We start from the raw sequence: 18,600 nt of genomic DNA, 5'->3' as shown, positions 1-18,600 counted from the left end.
CGTGCCATGAGCTGCCGGCCGTGCGGACGCTCGCCGGCGGTGAAGACGGTTGGTGAAGACGGTTAAGGTCGCAGGCGGGCCATCGCGAGGAGGACACAGGGGATGCGCAGCGGGACGTTGCGGCTGGGCCGTCAGGAATTCGCCGCGCACGAGCCGGTGATCATGGCGATCGTCAACCGCACTCCGGATTCCTTCTACGACCAGGGCGCGACCTTCCGCGACGAACCGGCCCTCGACCGCGTCGAGCGCGCGGTGTCCGAGGGGGCCGCCATCATCGACATCGGCGGGGTGAAGGCGGGCCCCGGCGACGAGGTCACGGCCGAGGAGGAGGCCCGCCGTACGGTCGGCTTCGTGGCCGAGGTGCGCCGTCGCCACCCGGACGTGGTGATCAGCGTGGACACCTGGCGGCACGACGTGGGCGAGGCGGTCTGCGCGGCGGGCGCCGATCTGCTCAACGACGCGTGGGGCGGGGTGGATCCCCGGCTCGCCGAGGTCGCAGCGCGGTACGGCGCGGGACTGGTGTGTACGCACGCCGGCGGGGCCGAGCCGAGGACCCGGCCGCACCGGATCGCGTACGACGACGTGATGGAGGACATCCTGCGGGTGACGCTCGGACTGGCCGAGCGCGCGCTGGAGCTGGGCGTCCGCAGGGACGGGATCATGATCGACCCCGGTCATGACTTCGGGAAGAACACCCGGCACTCGCTGGAGGCGACCCGCAGGCTGGGCGAGATGGCGGAGACCGGCTGGCCGGTGCTGGTCTCCCTGTCCAACAAGGACTTCGTCGGCGAGACGCTCGACAAGCCGGTCAAGGAGCGGGTGATCGGCACGCTCGCCACGACCGCGGTGTCGGCGTGGCTCGGGGCCCGGGTCTACCGCGTCCATGAGGTCGCGGAGACGAAGCAGGTGCTGGACATGGTCGCCAGCCTCGCGGGCCACCGCCCCCCGGCGGTGGCCCGCCGGGGCCTGGCCTGACGGCCGCTCCGTCGCCGGAGCGGCCGCCCCGGCCGCTACTTGCCCGTCTCCTTCGTGACCAGCGCGACCGCCTCGTCCACATCGTCCGTGACATGGAAGAGCAGCAGGTCCTTCTCGGACGCCTTGCCCTGCGCCACGACCGTGTCGCGCAGCCAGTCGACGAGGCCGCCCCAGTACGCCGTGCCGAACAGGACGATCGGGAAGCGGGTGACCTTGCGGGTCTGGACCAGCGTGAGCGCCTCGAACAGTTCGTCGAGCGTGCCGAGGCCGCCCGGCAGGACCACGAAGCCCTGCGCGTACTTCACGAACATCGTCTTGCGGACGAAGAAGTAGCGGAAGTTCACGCCGATGTCGACATGCGGGTTGAGCCCCTGTTCGAAGGGCAGCTCGATCCCGAGGCCCACGGAGACGCCCTCCGCCTCCCGCGCCCCCTTGTTCGCGGCCTCCATCGCGCCGGGACCGCCGCCCGTGATCACCGCGAATCCCGCGTCGACGAGCGCCCCGCCGATACGGGTCGCTGCCTCGTACTCCGGGGAACCGACCGGCGTACGGGCGGAACCGAAGACGCTGATGGCGCTGGGAAGTTCGGCGAGGGCACCGAAGCCCTCCACGAACTCCGACTGGATGCGCATCACCCGCCAGGGATCGGTGTGCACCCATTCCGAGTCACCCTCGGTGTCCAGCAGCCGCTGATCGGTCGTACCGGGCTGCACCTGCTCCCGGCGGCGGATCACCGGTCCGATCCTCTGTTCCTCCGGCCTCTGCGCCCCGTCAGGCATGCCCATGACCTGCTCCCTCCGCTGCTGTGCCTCATTCTCGGCAAGGGTAGGTCCACGGACGTGACAAAAGGCGAAATTGCGGCAGTCCGTCAGGCCCTCACTTGGTGAGCCACTGACGAAGCCGGTTCTCGCAGTGGGTGATCCGCTCGACGGCCACGTGCTCGTCGCGCTTGTGGGCGAGCAGCGCGTCACCGGGGCCGTAATTGACCGCGGGCACCCCCAGCCCGCCGAACCGTGAGACATCCGTCCAGCCGAACTTGGGCTGCGCCGTACCGCCCACGGCGGCCATGAACGCGGCCGCGGCGGGGTGCGAGAGGCCCGGCAGGGCCGCACCCGAGTGGTCGTCCACGACGAACTCCACGACCCCGCAGTCCGCGAAGACCTCGTGGACATGGGCGAGGGCCTCCTCCTCGCTGCGGTCCGGCGCGTAGCGGTAGTTGACGACGACCGTGCACGCGTCGGGGATGACGTTGTTGGCGACGCCGCCCTCGATCCGTACGGCGTTGAGGCCCTCCCGGTACTCCAGACCGTCGATGACCGGCCGCCGCGGCTCGTACGCGGCGAGGCGGTTCAGGATCGGCGCGGCGGCGTGAATGGCGTTGGAACCCATCCAACTGCGCGCGGAGTGTGCCCGCTCCCCCGCCAGCTGGAGGAAGACCCGCAGGGTGCCCTGACAGCCGCCCTCGACCTGGGCGTCGGACGGCTCCAGCAGGACGGCGAAGTCACCCTCCAGCCAGTCCGGACGGGCTTCGGCCAGATGGCCCAGTCCGTTGAGATGTGCGGCGACTTCCTCGTTGTCGTAGAAGACGAAGGTGAGGTCGCGGTTGGGCTCCGGGACCGTCGCGGCGATCCGCAGCTGTACGGCGACCCCGGACTTCATGTCACTCGTGCCACAGCCCCACAGCACCCCGTCGGAGTCCAGCCGGGAGGGCACGTTGTCGGCGATCGGGACGGTGTCGATATGCCCGGCCAGGATGATCCGCTCACCGCGCCCCAGGTGCGTACGGGCCACGACATTGTTGCCGTACCGGTCGACGGTGAGATGCGGCAGGGTGCGCAGCGCCTGCTCGATCGCGTCGGCGAGCGGCTTCTCCTCGCCGCTGACCGACGGGAAGTCGACCAGACGGGCAGTGAGCGCCGGGCCATCCAGGGTGAGGTCGAGCAGGGTCTCAGACATGATCCGACTCTAGGTCCTGCCCAGTGCGTCGCGGCGTCCGCACCCTCGCGCCGGTGCGGTCCGTCTCCAGTACGGTGGCCTCGTGTCCGAGACCGCCTCTCCCTCCCGTCACGGCCGCCTCCTGCGTACCGCGGCCGCCTTCGTCGTGCTGCTGGCCCTGGGCGCGTATGTCCTCATGCAGTACGAGACCGGCGGCAGAGGCGCTCCCCGCTGTGTGGTCAAGGCCGCAGACGGGCGGGGCGGCGACAGCCCGACGTACGAGATGAGCCCTGAGCAGGCCGCGAACGCGGCGACGATCTCCGCGGTCGGCACCACCCGCGGGCTGCCCGAGCGTGCGGTCACGATCGCGCTGGCGACCGCCCTCCAGGAGTCCACGCTGCGCAATCTGGACCATGGCGACCGGGATTCGCTCGGTCTCTTCCAGCAGCGTCCCTCGAAGGGGTGGGGCACCGCGGCCCAGATCCAGGACCCGGTCTACTCGGCGGGCCAGTTCTACGACCATCTCGCCAAGGTCCCCGGCTATTCACGGCTGCCGCTCACGGTGGCGGCGCAGCGCGTCCAGCGCAGCGGTTTCCCGCAGGCGTACGCGAAGCACGAGCCGGACGCCACGCTGCTGGCCGCGGCGCTGACCGGCCGGTCCAGCGCCTCACTCACCTGTTCGGCGCCGAACGGCGGCAGCGTGCCGGGTGACCCGGCGAAGGTACGGGCCGCGCTGGTACGGGCCTTCGGCTCCGAGGTGCTGCCCGCGGACCCGGCGGCCGACGGCGCGGGGGCGCCGGGCGCGACCGCCGAGGTGTCCGTACCGGTGGCGGCCATGACGGGCGCGGACGGCGGCGGTCCGGGGGCGCGGCGCGGCTGGGAACTGGCGCACTGGGCGGTGGCCCAGGCGGACGCGCTGCGGATCGACGAGGTTTCCTACGCGGGCCGGGTGTGGAGCGCGAAGGAAGCGCACAGGGGCTGGCGGAAGGCCGGCGGCGGGATCACGAAACAGGGTGCGGGAGAAGTCCGCATGCGCACCGCGCAGTAGTACGACGCATCGCCCGGACGGGGGAGTTCCGCCCGTCCGGAACAGCATTTCTTCCGATGATTCGACATGGCGGTCCGAGGCGCCGAATCCCCTGCGCATCAGGCGAAGTGACGGTTCACCGGGACTTCCCGAACGGCAGCGTTTGTCCGCTTTTATCCGTAGTTGATAATGCGACGCGTTGCAAAGTCTTTACCCTGGCCCACCGCATCCTTCACCGCCCTTCGAGGGGTTGTCACTGCGTCCGATCGACGGACAAGCACTGTTTCTCTCCCGTCAAAGGAGCACCATGTCCCTCCCCCTGACCCGTCGGATCGCCCGTGCCGCGCTGATCGTCGCGGCGGGCGCAGCCCCCGTGGTCGGTGCGGCCGGCTTCGCGCACGCGGCGGCGCTTCCGCAGGCCACCGACCTGAGCGCGGTCACCGCGCTCGACGGCGCCGCCGTGAGCGACACCGTCGGCACGGCCGGCAGGACCACGACGCCCGTCGCGCAGAAGATGGCCGGCGACACCGCGGGCAGCGCCGGTGAGGTGCTGAGCAAGACGGCCTCGACCGCGACGAAGGGCGCCAAGAAGGCCGCCGCGCCGGCCGACGCGCTCGGTGGCGGTCTGCCGACCGGCCAGCTGCCCGGCAAGGGCCTGCCGCTCGGCTGACCCACGAGCCGACCCACGAAGCACGCGGAAGGACGCACACGGAAGGGGCCCGGGGCGCACATGCCCCCGGGCCCCTTCCTGTGGAGCGCCGTACGGAACCGGCCTCAGCGCAGCCGCTTGACCGCCGCCCCGATCCGCTCATCGGTGGCCGTCAGCGCCACCCGCACATGCCGCTCGCCCGCCGGACCGTAGACATCGCCCGGCGCGACCAGAATGCCCAGCTCCGCGAGGTGCGCCACCGTGTCCCAGCACGGCTCGTCGCGTGTCGACCACAGATACAGGCTCGCCTCGCTGTGCTCGATGCGGAAGCCGTGCGCCTCCAGCGCGCCCCGCAGCGCCGCGCGGCGGGCCGCGTACCGCTCCCGCTGCTCCTGTACGTGCGCGTCGTCACCGAGCGCCGCGACCGTCGCCGCCTGCACCGGCGCCGGCGTCATCATCCCGCTGTGCCTGCGGATGTGCCGCAGCTCCGCCAGGACGGCCGCGTCACCCGCCAGGAAGGCCGAGCGGTACCCGGCCAGGTTGGAGCGCTTGGAGAGCGAGTGGACGGCGACGATCCCCTCGTACGTACCCCCGCAGATGTCCGGGTGCAGTACGGAGACGGGCTCGGCCTCCCAGCCCAGCTCCAGGTAGCACTCGTCGCTGAAGACCAGCACGCCGTGCTCACGCGCCCAGGCGACGATCCGCGTCAGCTCGTCCCGGTCCAGCACCTGTCCGGTGGGGTTGGAGGGCGAGTTGAGCCAGAGGAGCTTCAGACCGGCGGGGTCCAGCTCGGTGCCCGCGGCGTCAGCCGCAAATGTGTCCGTGTCGTACGGGACCGGCTCGGCGCCGCAGAGCCGCGCGCCCACCTCGTACGTCGGGTACGCGAGCCGCGGGTGCGCGACCCGGTCGCCGGCGCCGAGGCCGAGCTGCGTCGGCAGCCACGCCACCAGCTCCTTCGAGCCGACCACCGGCAGCACGTTCGCGTGCGTCACCCCACGCGCGCCGAGCCGCCGCTCGGTCCAGCCGGTCAGCGCGTCGCGCAGCGCGGCCGTCCCCCACACCGTCGGATAGCCGGGCGAGTCCGCGGCCGCGACCAGGGCTCGCTGGATCAGGGCGGGGACCGGGTCGACCGGAGTGCCCACGGACAGGTCGACGATCCCGTCCGGATGGGCCGCGGCCGTCGCCTTGTACGGCTCCAGCTTGTCCCAGGGGAAGTCGGGAAGGCGCGAAGAGACTGCGGACACGGTGCTCACTCTTTCTCGTGCGGATGAAACACCACGGTCCCGCACGGCGGGGAAGCCGTACGGGACCGGGGGCGCACTGTCAGCCGTTCTGGGGCGGCAGCGCGGCGATGAAGGGATGGTCACGCTCGATCAGGCCGAGCTTGGAAGCACCACCGGGCGAACCGAGCTCGTCGAAGAACTCGACATTCGCCTTGTAGTAGTCCTTCCACTCCTCCGGGGTGTCGTCCTCGTAGAAGATGGCCTCGACCGGGCATACCGGCTCACAAGCCCCACAGTCGACGCATTCGTCCGGGTGGATGTACAAGGACCGGGAGCCCTCGTAGATGCAGTCGACCGGGCACTCCTCGATGCACGCCTTGTCCTTGACGTCGACACAAGGCTGCGCGATGACGTAGGTCACGCTGTCGTTCCTCCTCGATAGGGCGCGGCGGGCCGATCTGCGGCTCCGTCCACGGGCGCGCGGGAGCGCGGCGTCGTCGATGCCCGCACCTAGTATCTCCGTTCTTGGGCACGATCCGAACAGGAGGGGCGTACAGAGCTGTGGAATTCACTGCCGGCGGACGGTTCGAGGTCCGAATGACACGGGCTGACGTGGGCAAACGTGTATCAGTCAGACAGTTGACGGGGGGCGGTCCCGGCAGCGAGAAGTTCACCGACACGGTGGGTGTTCTCACATCCTGGGACAACGGTGTGCTGCTGATCACACGACGCACCGGTGAGAGCGTCCGCATCCCCGAGGCGGCGGTCGTCGCGGGCAAGGTGGTGCCGGCCGCACCGGCCAGACGGCGGGGCCCCGCGGCGACATTCGAGGAGCTGACGCGGGTCTGCGCCCGCGCCTGGCAGCCGGTGGAGAGCGAGCCGCTCGGGCAGTGGCGGCTCAGGGCCTCGTCCGGATTCACCCGGCGGGCCAATTCCGTCCTGCCCCTCGGCGATCCCGGAGTGCCGCTCGACGAGGCGCTGGCCCGGGTACGGCGGTGGTACGGGGAGCGGGGCCTGCCCCCGTACGTCCAGACCGCGACCGGGGCCGAGGGCACCCAGGAGCAGCTGTGCGCGGAGCTGGAGAAGCGCGACTGGTGGCCGGAGGTGACCGCGGAGCTGCGCGTCGGCGCGCTCGCGCGGCTCGGGGACCAGGAAGGCCCCGGCGAGAGCGCCGTCTCCCGGGTGCGGCTCGACCGGAGCTGTGACCCCCCATGGCTCCAGCGTTACCAGCGGTCCGGTGTGCCCGGGCCCCATGTGCTCCACGTACTGAGCAGCGGCCCTTCGGTGTGGTTCGCCTCGGTGCCCGGGGAGACGGGCGTCCCGGCGGCGATCGGCCGCTGTGTGGTCGACGGACGCTGGGCGGGGTTCATGGCGGTGGAGGTCGACCCCGCCCACCGGCGCCAGGGCCTGGCCACGGCCGTGATGACCGCCCTCGCCCGCCGCGCGCTGGAGGAGGGCGCGTCCGCCGCCTGGCTCCAGGTCGAGTCGGACAACGACGCGGCGCGCGCGCTGTACGAGGGCATGGGCTTCGCCGTCCATCACCGCTACCACCACTTCCGATCCTCCTGAGCGGGTACGAGGCGCGTATGTTCCCGGAAAACAGCGACCGGCACCGGCGCTTCGCCGAGGAAGCCCGCGCGGAGCGGCCCGACCTGGCGACGCTCTGTCTGCTCGTCGGGGCGGAGGCCGACCCCTCCCTGGGCGAGGCCGGTCTCGACGCCGCCCAGGCCGAGCTGGACCGGCTGGCCGGGCTGCTGCCCTTCGGCATCATGGGAGCGCGTGCCTGGGCGGCCGCGCTCGGCGAACTGCTCGGGACGCGCCACGGCTTCCGCGGCCACGCCGCCGACTACCAACGGCTGGAGTCCTCGCTGCTTCCCGAGGTGCTGCGGCGCAGACGCGGGCTGCCCATTCTGCTCTCGGTGGTCTGGATCGAGGTCGCCCGGCGGGCGGGAGCGCCGGTGTACGGGGTGGCCCTGCCCGGCCACTTCGTGGTCGGCTTCGGGGATCCGGGCGAACGGATCCTCGCGGACCCGTTCGACGGCGGCCGGCTGCTGACGGCCCCGGAGGCGGAGCTGCTCGTCACCGGCGCGACGGGCGGGCCGCCGGAGCCCGCCATGTTCGCGCCGGCCGACCCCCTCGACATCGTCCTGCGTGTCCTGAACAACATCCGCGCCTGGGCCGCCGCCCGCCCGGAACGCACCGATGTCTCGCTGTGGGCGGTCGAGCTGTCCCTGCTGCTGCCCGCCCATCCGGCCAGGCTGCGCTACGACCGCGCCCAGCTGCTCGTCCAGCGCGGGGAGTTCCTGCACGGGGCGGCGGAGATGGAGGAGTACGCACGGGTGGTCGAGGCGGTCGAACCGTCGACGGCGGAGGCGATCCGCCGGAAGGCCCGTGCGGCACGGGCCAGGCTGAACTGAGCGGCTCCCCGTCGCGCACGGGCCTCGGGCCCACAGCTGGCCCCGGGACATGCCCCGGGACATGACAGAGCCCCCGCCCGGTGAGGGCGGGGGCTCCGAGACGCGTCTCTTAGCTGGGATTGAGTTCGATCACCTGAGTGCGCTCGGCGGGGGTCTTGCCGAGCAGTGCCGTGCGCATCGCCTGCGCCACGTCGGCGGAGGAGACGGGGTACTGCTTGCCGTCGCCCTTGGTGATCGTGATGCCGTCGAAGACGCCTTCGAGCAGCTGGTCGATGGCGTTCCTGTCGTAGACGTCGATGAGCTTTCCGTCGACCGCCTTCATGGAGAGGATCTTCGGCAGCGACTTCGCGGGGCCGAACTGGATCTGCTTGTCCCCCGCCTTGATCGTGATCAGGCCGGACATCGCGGGCTTGGCGAAGTCGTTCATCGCCCGGTCCAGTTCCGTCTGGCTGATCGTCGGCTCGCGGGTGGCGACGGGCAGCTCGACGCTGTTCGTCTTCCCCGTCTGGACCTGGGCTCGGTAGGCGTCCCGTACCGAGATGATCGAGTGGCTGACATCCAGCGACGTGCCCGACTTGCCCGGGACGGCAACGGCCTGGTTCGGCTCGAACCTGATCGTGCCCTCGGTGGCCGAGCCCGAGACGCCCGCCAGATCGGTCAGCGCGGAGCTCAGCTTCTCGTCGTCGACGGGGATCACCGGCTCGGCGACCCGTGCACCGCCGAAGAGCGAGCCGATCACCGAGACGGGGTTGTAGTCGCTGCCGGCCGCGGCGCGGACGGTCGCCTGGCTGTCCAGGCTGAGTCCCGCCTTGTCCGGGGCCAGCTTCTCCGTCTTGCCACCGACGCTGAGCAGCAGCGGCGCGGCGGCGCGCTTGCCGAGGACGGCGTCGAGCTTGATGACCGCCTCGTCACGGGTGCCGCCGATGTCGACGCCCAGGACCGTGGTGCCCTTGGGCACATCGGAGCGGTTCATGAGCAGGCCGGCGCCGTAGAGACCGCCGGCCACCACGAACGCGGCGACGCAGAGGAGGACCAGCTTGGAGCGGCCCTTCTTGGCGGGACGCGACGGAGCCGTGGCGCGCGCGGGGGCCGGCGCCGACGGCGCGGTGCCGTGGGCGGAGCCGACCGGGCCGGGGAAGTCCGGCTTCGAGAAGCCCTGGTCCTGGCCGTGCGAGCCGGGTCCGTCGAACCGGGGGCTCCCGTCCGGGTGCGGCCCTCCGCCCTGCGGGCCCGCGCCGGGGAAGGGCGAGCGGTGCTCCGGCGGGACCACCGGGATTCCGCTGGTCAGCGTGTCTCCCGAGACATGGCCGCCGGGGCCGGGATCGGGTACGTGCTGCTGCGGGGTCAGCTCAGCGGTGTCGTCGGACATCCGCGGTGAGCCGCCCTGGCCCGCGCCCGACGGGCTGCCGAGCGACGAGGGCGGGGTGCCCAGCGATGAGCTGCCGGTGGCGGGTCCGGTGGTCGGGCCGTGGGGCCCGGCACCGGAACCGGGGGGACGGATGCCGAGCGGCGGGGTGGTCGGGCCGCCCGGCACGAAGCCGTTGCCCCCGGATCCCGTGTGACCGGCCCCGGCCGCGAGCTCGCTGAGCGAGCCGCCGCCGGTCGGCGGGTTCGGCCGCGGTCCTTCGGAGTAGTACGGCTGACCGGGGCCCCGGTCGGTCCCCGGGTCGCCCGGAGGCGGCGTGGGACCGCCCGAGACGGCGGCCGCGCCCGCGCCCATGCCCGCCGGCCCCGACTTGCGGGGCGCGAACCAGTCGCTGGTGGACTGGTCCCCGGCCTGACCGGCCGGATTCTCCTCGGCGGCCTGGTCCCGCCGGGCGTCGGCGGCGTCCTGGGCGGCGTCGGGCCTGGGGACGGCGCCCGTGCGCTCGGCCGCCTGGATGCCCCGGCCGTCGGTGGTGTCGCTGTCGCCCATGGGCGTACGCATCACGACAGGCGGGATCGGCCGCGAGCCCGGAATGTTGATCCGGATGCGCGTGGTCAGCGTGGTCTCGGTTCTGGGCTCGTCCGGCTGCGGGGACGGCGCGGTGTCCGTCTCCTCCGGAGCGTCCTGCTGGGGATGCAGCGACGGATACTGGCGGGATCCGTACGGCGGTGTCCCCGAGGGGTAGGCGGCTCCGCCGCGCCCCTGGGGCCCGGAGGACGAACTGTCAGTTTCACGACTCAAAGCAAGTTCTCCCGGTTGGCTCCGCCGCCCGTTCTTACTGGTACGCGATTGTTCAGGTTCCCCATGCCGGAGGCGAAGGGAAGGCCCGGAGCGCGCACCACCATACTGGCCTCCGCCGACAGACACCCGACGGCCAGGGGAAGCGACGCTCCGCGGGCCGTACGGACAGGGTCAATTCAGCAGCAGCCGGACGCGTCACTTCTCAAGTCGGCCGGACTTCGTGCCCGGTTGCGGCAACCGCGTCATGGTGGCACACATCACAGCCACCACCATGCCGCCCAGCAGGTAGACGAGCGGCCCGAAGCCCGCGGCGAAGATCCCGTCGCCCTCCGGGCGGCCGATGCTCAGCAGGACGGCCGCGATCAGCCAGCCGGCCGCGGGCGCCCCGACGCCCAACTGGGTGCCGGTGACATACAGCCCGCCGAAGAAGAGTCCGGCCGTGGCGAGCAGCGCCAGCGCCAAACCGCCGGGAAACCAGCCGCCTTGGACGAGGGAGCCCGCGATGCCGACCAGGGCCCCGAGAACGAGCAGAGTGAGATATGCGGCGATACGTCCGGGTCTGGGCGGGCCGGACAGCCCGCCACCGGGCTGGTGCTGACCGCTCACGCGCCCACCCCCGCGAAGAGATCGTTCTCACGTTCGCCGGCGGGCGCTCCGGATGTACCGCGCACCAACTGGTAGTACTCGGCGGCGAAGATCGGCTGGCCCAGATCGTTGGAGAGGGCGAAGAAGGGCCCGTCCACGGCGATTTGGGTGGCGTGCGCGCGCATCGCGGCCGCCTTGCGCGTCGCGTACGGGCCGCCGTCGATCGCCGCGGTGATCTCCGCGTCGTCGACCACGCCCGGAATGTCATCGATCGCGGCGACGCCGGGGAAGTCGGCACCGGCCGCGCGCAGCCGGGCGAAGCCCTCCTCGGCGACCGAGCGCGGCACACGGTTCCAGTAGATCTTCCCGATGGTGTGCGGCGGACCCAGCTCCGGCCGGACAGCGGCGTCGGCGGCCAGATCAGCGGCGCGCATGGCGACGCGGTGGGCCTGGATGTGGTCGGGGTGGCCGTAACCGCCGTGCGGGTCGTACGTCACCAGCACCTGCGGGCGCAGTTCACGGATCACCTCGACGAGGTACCCGGCGGCCGCGTCGACGTCCGCGTTCCAGAAGGCGTTCTCGCGGTGGTTCTGCTCCAGGCCCATCATCCCGGAGTCCCGGAACCGCCCAGGACCGCCGAGGAAGCGGTGGTCGGTGACCCCCAGCTCCCGCATGGCGGCCGTGAGTTCACCGATCCGGTGGGCGCCGAGGGTGTCATCCCGACCGGCCGCCAGATGGGCGAGGTCGGGCAGGATGACCTCGCCCTCTTCACCGAGGGTGCAGGTCACCAGGGTGACCTGCGCGCCCTCGGCGGCGTACCTGGCCATGGTGGCGCCATTATTGATCGACTCGTCGTCGGGGTGCGCGTGCACCAGCAGCAGACGGCGGGCGGCTAGATCGGTCATGAGGACAGCCTACGAGGCGGCGTGTGGTCTTCCCCGGCCGGTGACCGGCCGGTGGCCCTAGAACTTGATCCCGCCGATCATCCCGGCCACGTTCGTGGTCAGTTCACTGATGGTGGGGGCGATGGAGGAACTGGCCATGTAGAACCCGAGCAGCATGCAGACCACCGCGTGTCCGGCTTTCAGCCCGGATTTCCGGACCAGCAGGAAGACGACGATCGCCAGCAGCACCACCGCCGAAATCGAGAGTGCCACGGCGGTTCACCTCCATAGATATTCCGTAGGGAAAACGCGGCATGCATGTGCCCGGCAGGTTCATACCCACCTAACGCTACGGATCATAACTATCCGTACGTACGCATCGATCGGTGCACGGCAGCACATGGGGGCGCACGGACGCTGACGGACAGCTCTTAGGTCGGCCCGAACCGGCGACCCAACCCTTAAAGTTCGGTCGCATGACCTCGAGGCAGCAGCTCTCCTTCCCCCGCCAGCACGCCAGGACTCAGCGGTTCACGCTCGGCGCCCCACGGGCGTTCACGGTGTCGCCCGACGGCGCGCGGGTGGTCTTCCTGCGTTCCGGCTCGGGGACGGACCGCGCGAACCGGCTCTGGGTGCTCGATCTCGAAGGCCCGTCGTCGGACGAGGGGCGTGAGCGCATCGCCGCGGACCCGGACGTGCTGCTGGGCGGCGCCACCGAGCGGCTCTCCACCGAGGAGCGCGCACGGCGCGAGCGGAGCCGTGAGGGGTCCGGAGGCATCGTCGGCTACGCGGTGGACGGCGCGGTCGAACTGGCCGCGTTCGCGCTGTCGGGGCGGCTGTACGCGGCCGAGCTGCGGGCCGGGACGGCGCGCGAACTGCCCGCCCAGGGACCGGTGGTCGACCCGCGGCCCTCGCCGGACGGCCGTCACGTCGCCTACGCGGCCCAGGGAGCGCTTCGCGTGATCGGGGCGGACGGGGAGGGCGACCGCGAGCTGGCGGGGCCGGAGGAGGCCGGGAGCGCCGATGTCACCTACGGTCTGGCGGAGTTCATCGCGGCCGAGGAGATGAGCCGCTCACGCGGCTACTGGTGGTCCCCCGAGTCCGACCGGCTGCTGGTGGCGCGGGTGGACACGACGCCGGTGCGGCGGTGGTGGATCTCCGATCCCGCGCACCCGGACCGGGAGCCGGCCCAGGTCGCCTACCCGGCGGCGGGCACCCCCAACGCCGAGGTGCGGCTCTTCCTCGTCGGTCTGGACGGATCGCGTACGGAGGTGACCTGGGACCGGGCCGCCTATCCGTATCTGGCCCGGGTCCACTGGTCGGCGGCGGGCGCGCCCCTGCTGCTCGTACAGACCCGCGATCAGCGCGGCCAGCTGTATCTGGCGGTGGACACGGACAGCGGCGCGACCCGGACCGTGCACCGGGACGAGGATCCGGCCTGGCTGGAGCTGTTCCCCGCGGTGCCCGCCTGGGCGCCCGACGGCAGGCTCGTCAGGATCGCCGACGAGGGGGGCGCACGGGTTCTGGTGGTCGGCGACCGGGCGCTGACGGGGGCGCAGTTGCATCTGCGGGCGGTGCTGGACATCGCTGAGCACGACGTCCTGGTCTCGGCGTCGGCCGGTGCGGAGGCCGCCGGTCCCGAGACCGGTGAGATCCATGTGTACCGGGTCAACGAGCTGGGGATCGAGCGGTTCTCGGCGGGCGCGGGGGTGCACTCCGCCGTGCGGGCGGGCGGGGTGACGGTGCTGGTCTCGGCCCGGCCGGCCGTCGCCGGATCGTCCGTGCAGGTGTTCAGGGACGGCAAGCAGATCGCCACGATCGCCTCGTACGCCGAGCAGCCGGTGCTCACGGCGCACGCCCGGCTCACTGAGGGGGGCGCACAGCGAATTCCGTGCGCCGTGCTGCTCCCCACCGGCTATCAGGAGGCGGATGGTCCGCTTCCGGTTCTGCTGGATCCGTACGCCGGCCCGCACGGCCAGCGCGTGGTGGCCGCCCAGAACGCGCATCTCACCTCCCAGTGGTTCGCCGACCAGGGGTTCGCGGTGATCGTCGCCGACGGCCGGGGCACCCCGGGCCGGTCACCCGCCTGGGAGAAGTCGGTCAAGGGAAATCTGCTGCTCACCCTGGACGACCAGATCGAGGTGCTGCGGGACCTCGCGGAGCGGTTCCCGCTCGACACCGGGCGGGTGGCCATCCGCGGCTGGTCGTACGGCGGGTATCTCGCCGCGCTCGCCGTACTGCGCCGCCCCGATGTCTTCCACGCCGCGGTCGCGGGCGCCCCGGTCACCGATCTGCGGCTGTACGACACCCATTACATGGAGCGCTACCTCGGCACCCCGGAGGAGGCGCCCGAGGTGTATGCCGCCAACTCACTCGTGACGGACGACGGGCTCTCGGCGCCGGAGAATCCCGCGCGGCCCCTGATGATCATCCATGGGCTCGCCGACGACAATGTGGTGGTGGCACACACGCTACGGCTCTCCTCGGCACTGCTCTCCGCAGGCCGGCCGCACGAGGTACTGCCGCTCACCGGGGTGACCCATATGACACCGCAGGAGCAGATCGCGGAGAACCTGCTGCTGCTCCAAGTCGACTTCCTCAAGCGGTCGCTGGGGATGTCCTGAGCGGTCGGGCAGGGCGGGCTCACGGCAGGCGACCGGCCAGGACTCTGGAGTCCCGGCCGGTCTACGGCACCCGCACGGCCGTACGCTGTACAGCCTGACGCGTCCGTATATCGGTGCGGGGTCCGCCAAGTTGCGCGCGCGTTAACGAAATTATTGCTATTTACGTGGGTTTGTCCTCTTGGGCGAAGTGACAGGCCGAGGGGTGCGCGGCAGGCCCCGGCAGATCCCGGAAGACCGCCGGGACCGCCAGCTCCGGCACCTCCAGCGCGCAGCGCTCCCGCGCCTTCCAGCAGCGGGTACGGAACCGGCAGCCGGACGGCGGGTTCGCCGGCGACGGGACATCACCCACCAGGATGATCCGGTCGCGGCGCTCGCGCGCCGTGGGGTCGGGCGGCGGCACGGCGGAGAGCAGCGCCTGGGTGTACGGATGCGTGGGGTGCTCGTAGATCTCCGCGTCCGAGCCGATCTCGGCCAGCCGCCCCAGATACATCACCCCGACCCGGTCGGAGATGTGCCGGACGATCGACAGGTCGTGCGCGATGAAGATGTAGGAGAGGTTGAACTCGTCCTGGAGCTTCCCCATCAGGTTGATGACCTGGGCCTGTACGGAGACGTCGAGCGCCGAGACCGGCTCGTCGGCGACGATGATCTCCGGCCGGAGGGCGAGACCGCGCGCGATGCCGATCCGCTGGCGCTGGCCGCCGGAGAACTGGTGCGGATACCGGTTGAGGTACTCCGGGTTGAGCCCGACCACATCCAGCAGGTCCTGGACCTTGCGGCGCCGGTCGCCCTTGGGCGCCACCTCGGGGTGGATCTCGTACGGCTCCCCGATGATGTCGCCGACGGTCATCCGGGGGTTCAGTGAGGTGTACGGGTCCTGGAACACCATCTGGATGTTCCTGCGGACCGCCTTCAGCGCGCGTCCGGACAGCTGGGTGATGTCCTGGCCCCGGTACCGGATCCGGCCGGCCGTCGGCCGCTCCAGATGCACCAGCATCCTCGCCACGGTCGACTTGCCGCAGCCCGACTCCCCCACGATGCCGAGGGTCTCGCCGGGCGCCAGGTCGAAGGAGACCCCGTCGACCGCCCGCACCGCCCCGATCTGCTTCTTGAACAGGATGCCCCGGGTCAGCGGATAGTGCTTGACGAGGTCCCGTACCTCCAGAATCGGTTCAGCCGCCGTGGTTGTGGCCATCGAGCGTCTCCTTCCAGAAGTAGCAGGCGCTCCGCCGGTCCCCGGTCACCTCGAAGAGCGGCGGCACGTCCGTCCGGCACACGTCCCTGGCCCTCGGGCAGCGGGGGTTGAAGGCGCAGCCGGGCGGGATGTCCAGGAGGTTCGGCGGCAGTCCCTTGATGGCGTAGAGCTGCCGGCCCTTCTGGTCCAGGCGCGGGATCGAGTCCAGCAGACCGCGGGTGTAGGGATGCGCCGGCGCCTTGTAGATCTCGTACACCGGCGCGGTCTCCACGATCCGGCCCGCGTACATCACCGCGATCCGGTCGGCGACATCGGCGACGACCCCCAGGTCATGGGTGATCAGGATCAGCCCCATGTCCAGTTCGCGCCGGAGCTCCGCGAGCAGATCCATCACCTGGGCCTGGACGGTCACGTCCAGGGCGGTCGTCGGCTCGTCGGCGATGATCAGCGAGGGTTCCAGCGCCAGGGCCATCGCGATCATGATGCGCTGACGCATCCCGCCGGAGAACTGGTGCGGATAGTCGCCGGCCCGCTCCTTCGCCGCCGGGATCCTGACCCGGTCCATCAGCTCGACGGCCTTCACCCGTGCCTGTCTGCGGGACATTCCCCGGTGCACGATGAACATCTCGCCGAGCTGGTCGCCCACGGTGAGCACGGGGTTGAGCGAGGACAGCGCGTCCTGGAAGATCATCGCCATCTCGGCGCCGCGGACCTTGCGCCGCTCGCGCTCCGTGAGTTTCAGCAGATCCCGGCCCTGGAAGAGCACTTCACCGCCGGTGATCCGGCCGGGCGGCATGTCCAGGATTCCCATGACCGCCTGTGCGGTGACGGACTTGCCGGAGCCCGACTCCCCCAGCACGGCCAGCGTCTCGCCCGCCTCCACCGCGAAGGAGACGCCGTTGACGGCGTGGGCGATGCCGTCGCGGGTGTGGAACTCCACCCGCAGATCGCGGACTTCGAGCAGCATGGGACGGGGCTCCTCAGCGCAGCTTGGGGTCGAGGGCGTCGCGCACCGCGTCGCCGAGCATGATGAACGCGAGCACGGTGACCGCCAGCGCGCCGGCCGGCCAGAGCAGCATGTGCGGGGAGTTGCGGATGTACGGGGAGGCGTCCGAGATGTCGATTCCCCAGGACACGGTCGGCGGCTTGAGCCCCACACCGAGGTAGGAGAGGGTCGCCTCCAGCGCGATGAACGTACCGAGCGCGATGGTCGCGACGACGATCACCGGCGCGACGGCGTTGGGCAGGATGTGCCGCAGCATCATCCGCGTGTTGGAGGCGCCGAGCGCCCGCGCCGCCTGGACGAAGTCGTTCTGTTTGATGGTGATGACGGACCCGCGGGCGATCCGGGAGATCTGCGGCCAGCCCAGCAGCACCATGAAGCCGATCACCGGCCAGACGGTGGAGCTGGTCACCACGGACAGCAGTACCAGGCCGCCGAGGACCACCGGGATCCCGAAGAAGATGTCGGTGATCCGGGAGAGGACCGCGTCCCAGGAGCCGCCGAAGAAGCCGGCGAGACCGCCGAGCACCGAGCCGGTGACGGCGACACCGAGCGAGGCGCAGACCCCGACGACGACCGAGGTCCTGGCGCCGTACACGGTACGGGTGTAGACGTCGCAGCCCTGCCCGTTGAAGCCGAAGGGGTGGCCGGGCCGGGAGCCCTCCTGGGCCTTGGCGAGATCGCAGGACAGCGGGTTCCCGGTGGCGATCAGTGACGGCCAGAGGGAGATGACCACCAGGAAGACGATGACGAGCCCCGAGACGAGGAAGACGGGGTCGCGGCGCAGATCGCGCCAGGCGTCCGACCAGAGGCTGCGCGGCCTGCCGGTGGGCCCGCCGCCGTCGGGCCCTGCTGGGCCCCGCTCCAGGGTGAATCCCTCGCTGGTGGCGAGGTCCATCCCGCCACCGGCTCCGGTCGCCGCGACGGCTCCGTCGTCGGGCCGGGAAAGCTGCGGCTCAGGCATACCGGATCCTCGGGTCGAGAACGGCGTACAACAGGTCGACCAGGAGATTGGCGACCAGGAAGACGATGACGAGCACGGTCACGAAGCCGACGACGGTCTGGGTGTTCTGGCGCAGGATGCCCTGGTAGAGCTGGAATCCGACGCCGTGGATATTGAAGATCCGCTCGGTGACGATGGCGCCGCCCATCAGGGCGCCGATGTCCGTACCGATGAAGGTGACCACCGGGATCAGTGAGTTGCGCAGCAGATGCCGGGTGATGACCCGCCGTCCCGGCAGGCCCTTGGCGACGGCGGTGCGGACATAGTCGGAGCGGCGGTTCTCGGCGATCGAGGTGCGGGTCAGCCGGGTGACGTACGCCAGGGAGACCGAGGCGAGGACCAGTCCGGGCACGATCAGCTCACCGATCGGCGCGGCGGCGGAGACCGACGGACCGATGATCTTCCACCGCACGCCGAGCACCAGCTGCGCCAGCAGTCCGGTCACGAAGGTCGGGACAGCGATGACCACCAGCGTCAGCAGCAGTACGGAGGTGTCGACCGGGCGGCCGCGGCGCAGCCCGGTGATCACGCCGAGGGTGATGCCGATGATGACCTCGAAGACGACGGCCACGATCGTCAGCCGGATGGTGACCGGGAAGGCCGTGGCCATCAGGTCGATGACCTTCTGGCCGTTGAAGGCGGTGCCGAAGTCGCCGGTGAAGACATGCCCCATGTACGTGAGGTACTGCTGCCAGAGCGGCATATCGAGGCCGAAGTCATGGCGCAGCCGGGCCTCGGTCGCCGGATCGCACTGCCGCTCGCCGCAGAGCCCCGCGACGGGGTCGCCCATCACATTGACCATCAGGAAGATCAGCAGCGTGGCGCCGACGAAGACGGGGATCATCTGCAGCAGACGGCGGATCACATAACGTCCCATGAGGCGCTCCGGGGGTCGTGTTCGTCGGATGCGGGA

At 71.2% G+C, this 18,600-nt stretch carries 18 protein-coding genes; 6 read left to right on the top strand and 12 right to left on the bottom strand.

Annotated elements, in window-relative coordinates; all coding sequences use genetic code 11:
- The first annotated feature begins 102 nt into the window (after positions 1–102).
- On the top strand, positions 103–975 hold the full coding sequence (gene folP / locus ACFVWW_RS13310) for a dihydropteroate synthase (protein ID WP_384189907.1): 873 nt from the start codon (positions 103–105) through the stop codon (positions 973–975).
- A 35-nt stretch (positions 976–1,010) separates the two neighbouring features.
- Here folP and ACFVWW_RS13305 read toward each other — a convergent pair whose 3' ends face one another.
- Together ACFVWW_RS13305 and dapE are read right to left on the bottom strand one after the other, a co-directional pair.
- Positions 1,011–1,760 carry a TIGR00730 family Rossman fold protein gene (locus ACFVWW_RS13305; protein WP_384189910.1) on the bottom strand — a complete coding sequence of 250 codons (750 nt, stop codon included), beginning with the start codon at positions 1,758–1,760 and terminating at the stop codon, positions 1,011–1,013.
- Positions 1,761–1,851: 91 nt separating this feature from the next.
- Positions 1,852–2,931 (bottom strand): succinyl-diaminopimelate desuccinylase, encoded by a 1,080-nt coding sequence (gene dapE / locus ACFVWW_RS13300; RefSeq protein WP_384189913.1) that lies wholly within the window; start codon positions 2,929–2,931, stop codon positions 1,852–1,854.
- A gap of 82 nt (positions 2,932–3,013) precedes the next feature.
- On the opposite strand from dapE, the gene ACFVWW_RS13295 reads away from it, so the two are divergent.
- Complete coding sequence (locus tag ACFVWW_RS13295; protein WP_386878399.1) at positions 3,014–3,958, top strand: hypothetical protein; 945 nt, start codon at positions 3,014–3,016, stop codon at positions 3,956–3,958.
- Between the two features lie 286 nt (positions 3,959–4,244).
- Positions 4,245–4,607, top strand: a complete 363-nt coding sequence (locus ACFVWW_RS13290) for an ATP-binding protein (RefSeq protein WP_384189919.1) — start codon at positions 4,245–4,247, stop codon at positions 4,605–4,607.
- A 104-nt stretch (positions 4,608–4,711) separates the two neighbouring features.
- Here ACFVWW_RS13290 and dapC read toward each other — a convergent pair whose 3' ends face one another.
- Both dapC and fdxA read right to left on the bottom strand, forming a co-directional pair.
- Positions 4,712–5,830, bottom strand: coding sequence for a succinyldiaminopimelate transaminase (dapC, locus tag ACFVWW_RS13285; RefSeq protein WP_386878400.1), 1,119 nt, complete (start codon positions 5,828–5,830; stop codon positions 4,712–4,714).
- A 79-nt stretch (positions 5,831–5,909) separates the two neighbouring features.
- A complete protein-coding gene (gene fdxA, locus ACFVWW_RS13280) occupies positions 5,910–6,230 on the bottom strand; it encodes a ferredoxin (RefSeq protein ID WP_003985062.1) in 321 nt (106 codons plus the stop codon).
- A gap of 140 nt (positions 6,231–6,370) precedes the next feature.
- On the opposite strand from fdxA, the gene ACFVWW_RS13275 reads away from it, so the two are divergent.
- On the top strand, positions 6,371–7,378 hold the full coding sequence (locus ACFVWW_RS13275) for a GNAT family N-acetyltransferase (RefSeq protein ID WP_386878401.1): 1,008 nt from the start codon (positions 6,371–6,373) through the stop codon (positions 7,376–7,378).
- Positions 7,379–7,395: 17 nt separating this feature from the next.
- Positions 7,396–8,226: a transglutaminase-like domain-containing protein gene (locus ACFVWW_RS13270; protein ID WP_386878402.1), complete on the top strand. Its 831-nt coding sequence runs from the start codon at positions 7,396–7,398 to the stop codon at positions 8,224–8,226.
- Positions 8,227–8,335: 109 nt separating this feature from the next.
- On the opposite strand, the gene ACFVWW_RS13265 is transcribed toward ACFVWW_RS13270, so the two are convergent.
- From ACFVWW_RS13265 to ACFVWW_RS13250, 4 genes are all read right to left on the bottom strand, one after another.
- Positions 8,336–10,393 (bottom strand): hypothetical protein, encoded by a 2,058-nt coding sequence (locus tag ACFVWW_RS13265; RefSeq protein WP_386878403.1) that lies wholly within the window; start codon positions 10,391–10,393, stop codon positions 8,336–8,338.
- A 195-nt stretch (positions 10,394–10,588) separates the two neighbouring features.
- On the bottom strand, positions 10,589–10,999 hold the full coding sequence (locus tag ACFVWW_RS13260) for a DUF6113 family protein (RefSeq protein WP_384189931.1): 411 nt from the start codon (positions 10,997–10,999) through the stop codon (positions 10,589–10,591).
- Positions 10,996–11,883: an N-acetyl-1-D-myo-inositol-2-amino-2-deoxy-alpha-D-glucopyranoside deacetylase gene (gene mshB / locus ACFVWW_RS13255; RefSeq protein WP_386878404.1), complete on the bottom strand. Its 888-nt coding sequence runs from the start codon at positions 11,881–11,883 to the stop codon at positions 10,996–10,998. Before mshB ends, ACFVWW_RS13260 begins: the two co-directional genes overlap by 4 nt.
- A gap of 57 nt (positions 11,884–11,940) precedes the next feature.
- Positions 11,941–12,135, bottom strand: a complete 195-nt coding sequence (locus tag ACFVWW_RS13250; RefSeq protein ID WP_114622452.1) for a DUF2304 family protein — start codon at positions 12,133–12,135, stop codon at positions 11,941–11,943.
- A gap of 203 nt (positions 12,136–12,338) precedes the next feature.
- Between ACFVWW_RS13250 and ACFVWW_RS13245 the strand changes: the two genes are divergently transcribed.
- Positions 12,339–14,486, top strand: coding sequence for a prolyl oligopeptidase family serine peptidase (locus tag ACFVWW_RS13245; protein ID WP_386878405.1), 2,148 nt, complete (start codon positions 12,339–12,341; stop codon positions 14,484–14,486).
- Positions 14,487–14,646: 160 nt separating this feature from the next.
- On the opposite strand, the gene ACFVWW_RS13240 is transcribed toward ACFVWW_RS13245, so the two are convergent.
- From ACFVWW_RS13240 to ACFVWW_RS13225, 4 genes are read right to left on the bottom strand one after another with little or no spacing between them, the layout of a single operon-like run.
- Positions 14,647–15,681, bottom strand: coding sequence for an ABC transporter ATP-binding protein (locus tag ACFVWW_RS13240; protein WP_386878406.1), 1,035 nt, complete (start codon positions 15,679–15,681; stop codon positions 14,647–14,649).
- Complete coding sequence (locus tag ACFVWW_RS13235; protein ID WP_386878407.1) at positions 15,659–16,648, bottom strand: ABC transporter ATP-binding protein; 990 nt, start codon at positions 16,646–16,648, stop codon at positions 15,659–15,661. Before ACFVWW_RS13235 ends, ACFVWW_RS13240 begins: the two co-directional genes overlap by 23 nt.
- Before the next feature lie 13 nt (positions 16,649–16,661).
- Positions 16,662–17,648, bottom strand: coding sequence for an ABC transporter permease (locus tag ACFVWW_RS13230; protein WP_384189944.1), 987 nt, complete (start codon positions 17,646–17,648; stop codon positions 16,662–16,664).
- Positions 17,641–18,564 carry an ABC transporter permease gene (locus tag ACFVWW_RS13225; RefSeq protein ID WP_384189946.1) on the bottom strand — a complete coding sequence of 308 codons (924 nt, stop codon included), beginning with the start codon at positions 18,562–18,564 and terminating at the stop codon, positions 17,641–17,643. The genes ACFVWW_RS13230 and ACFVWW_RS13225 overlap by 8 nt, the downstream gene beginning before the upstream one ends.
- Between the last annotated feature and the right edge of the window lie 36 nt (positions 18,565–18,600).

Origin of the sequence: Streptomyces sp. NPDC058198, assembly GCF_042882605.1 — a bacterium.
GTDB lineage: Bacteria > Actinomycetota > Actinomycetes > Streptomycetales > Streptomycetaceae > Streptomyces.
The sequence above is the reverse complement of the archived record's forward strand: the minus strand, read 5'-3'. Positions and strand labels throughout refer to the sequence as shown.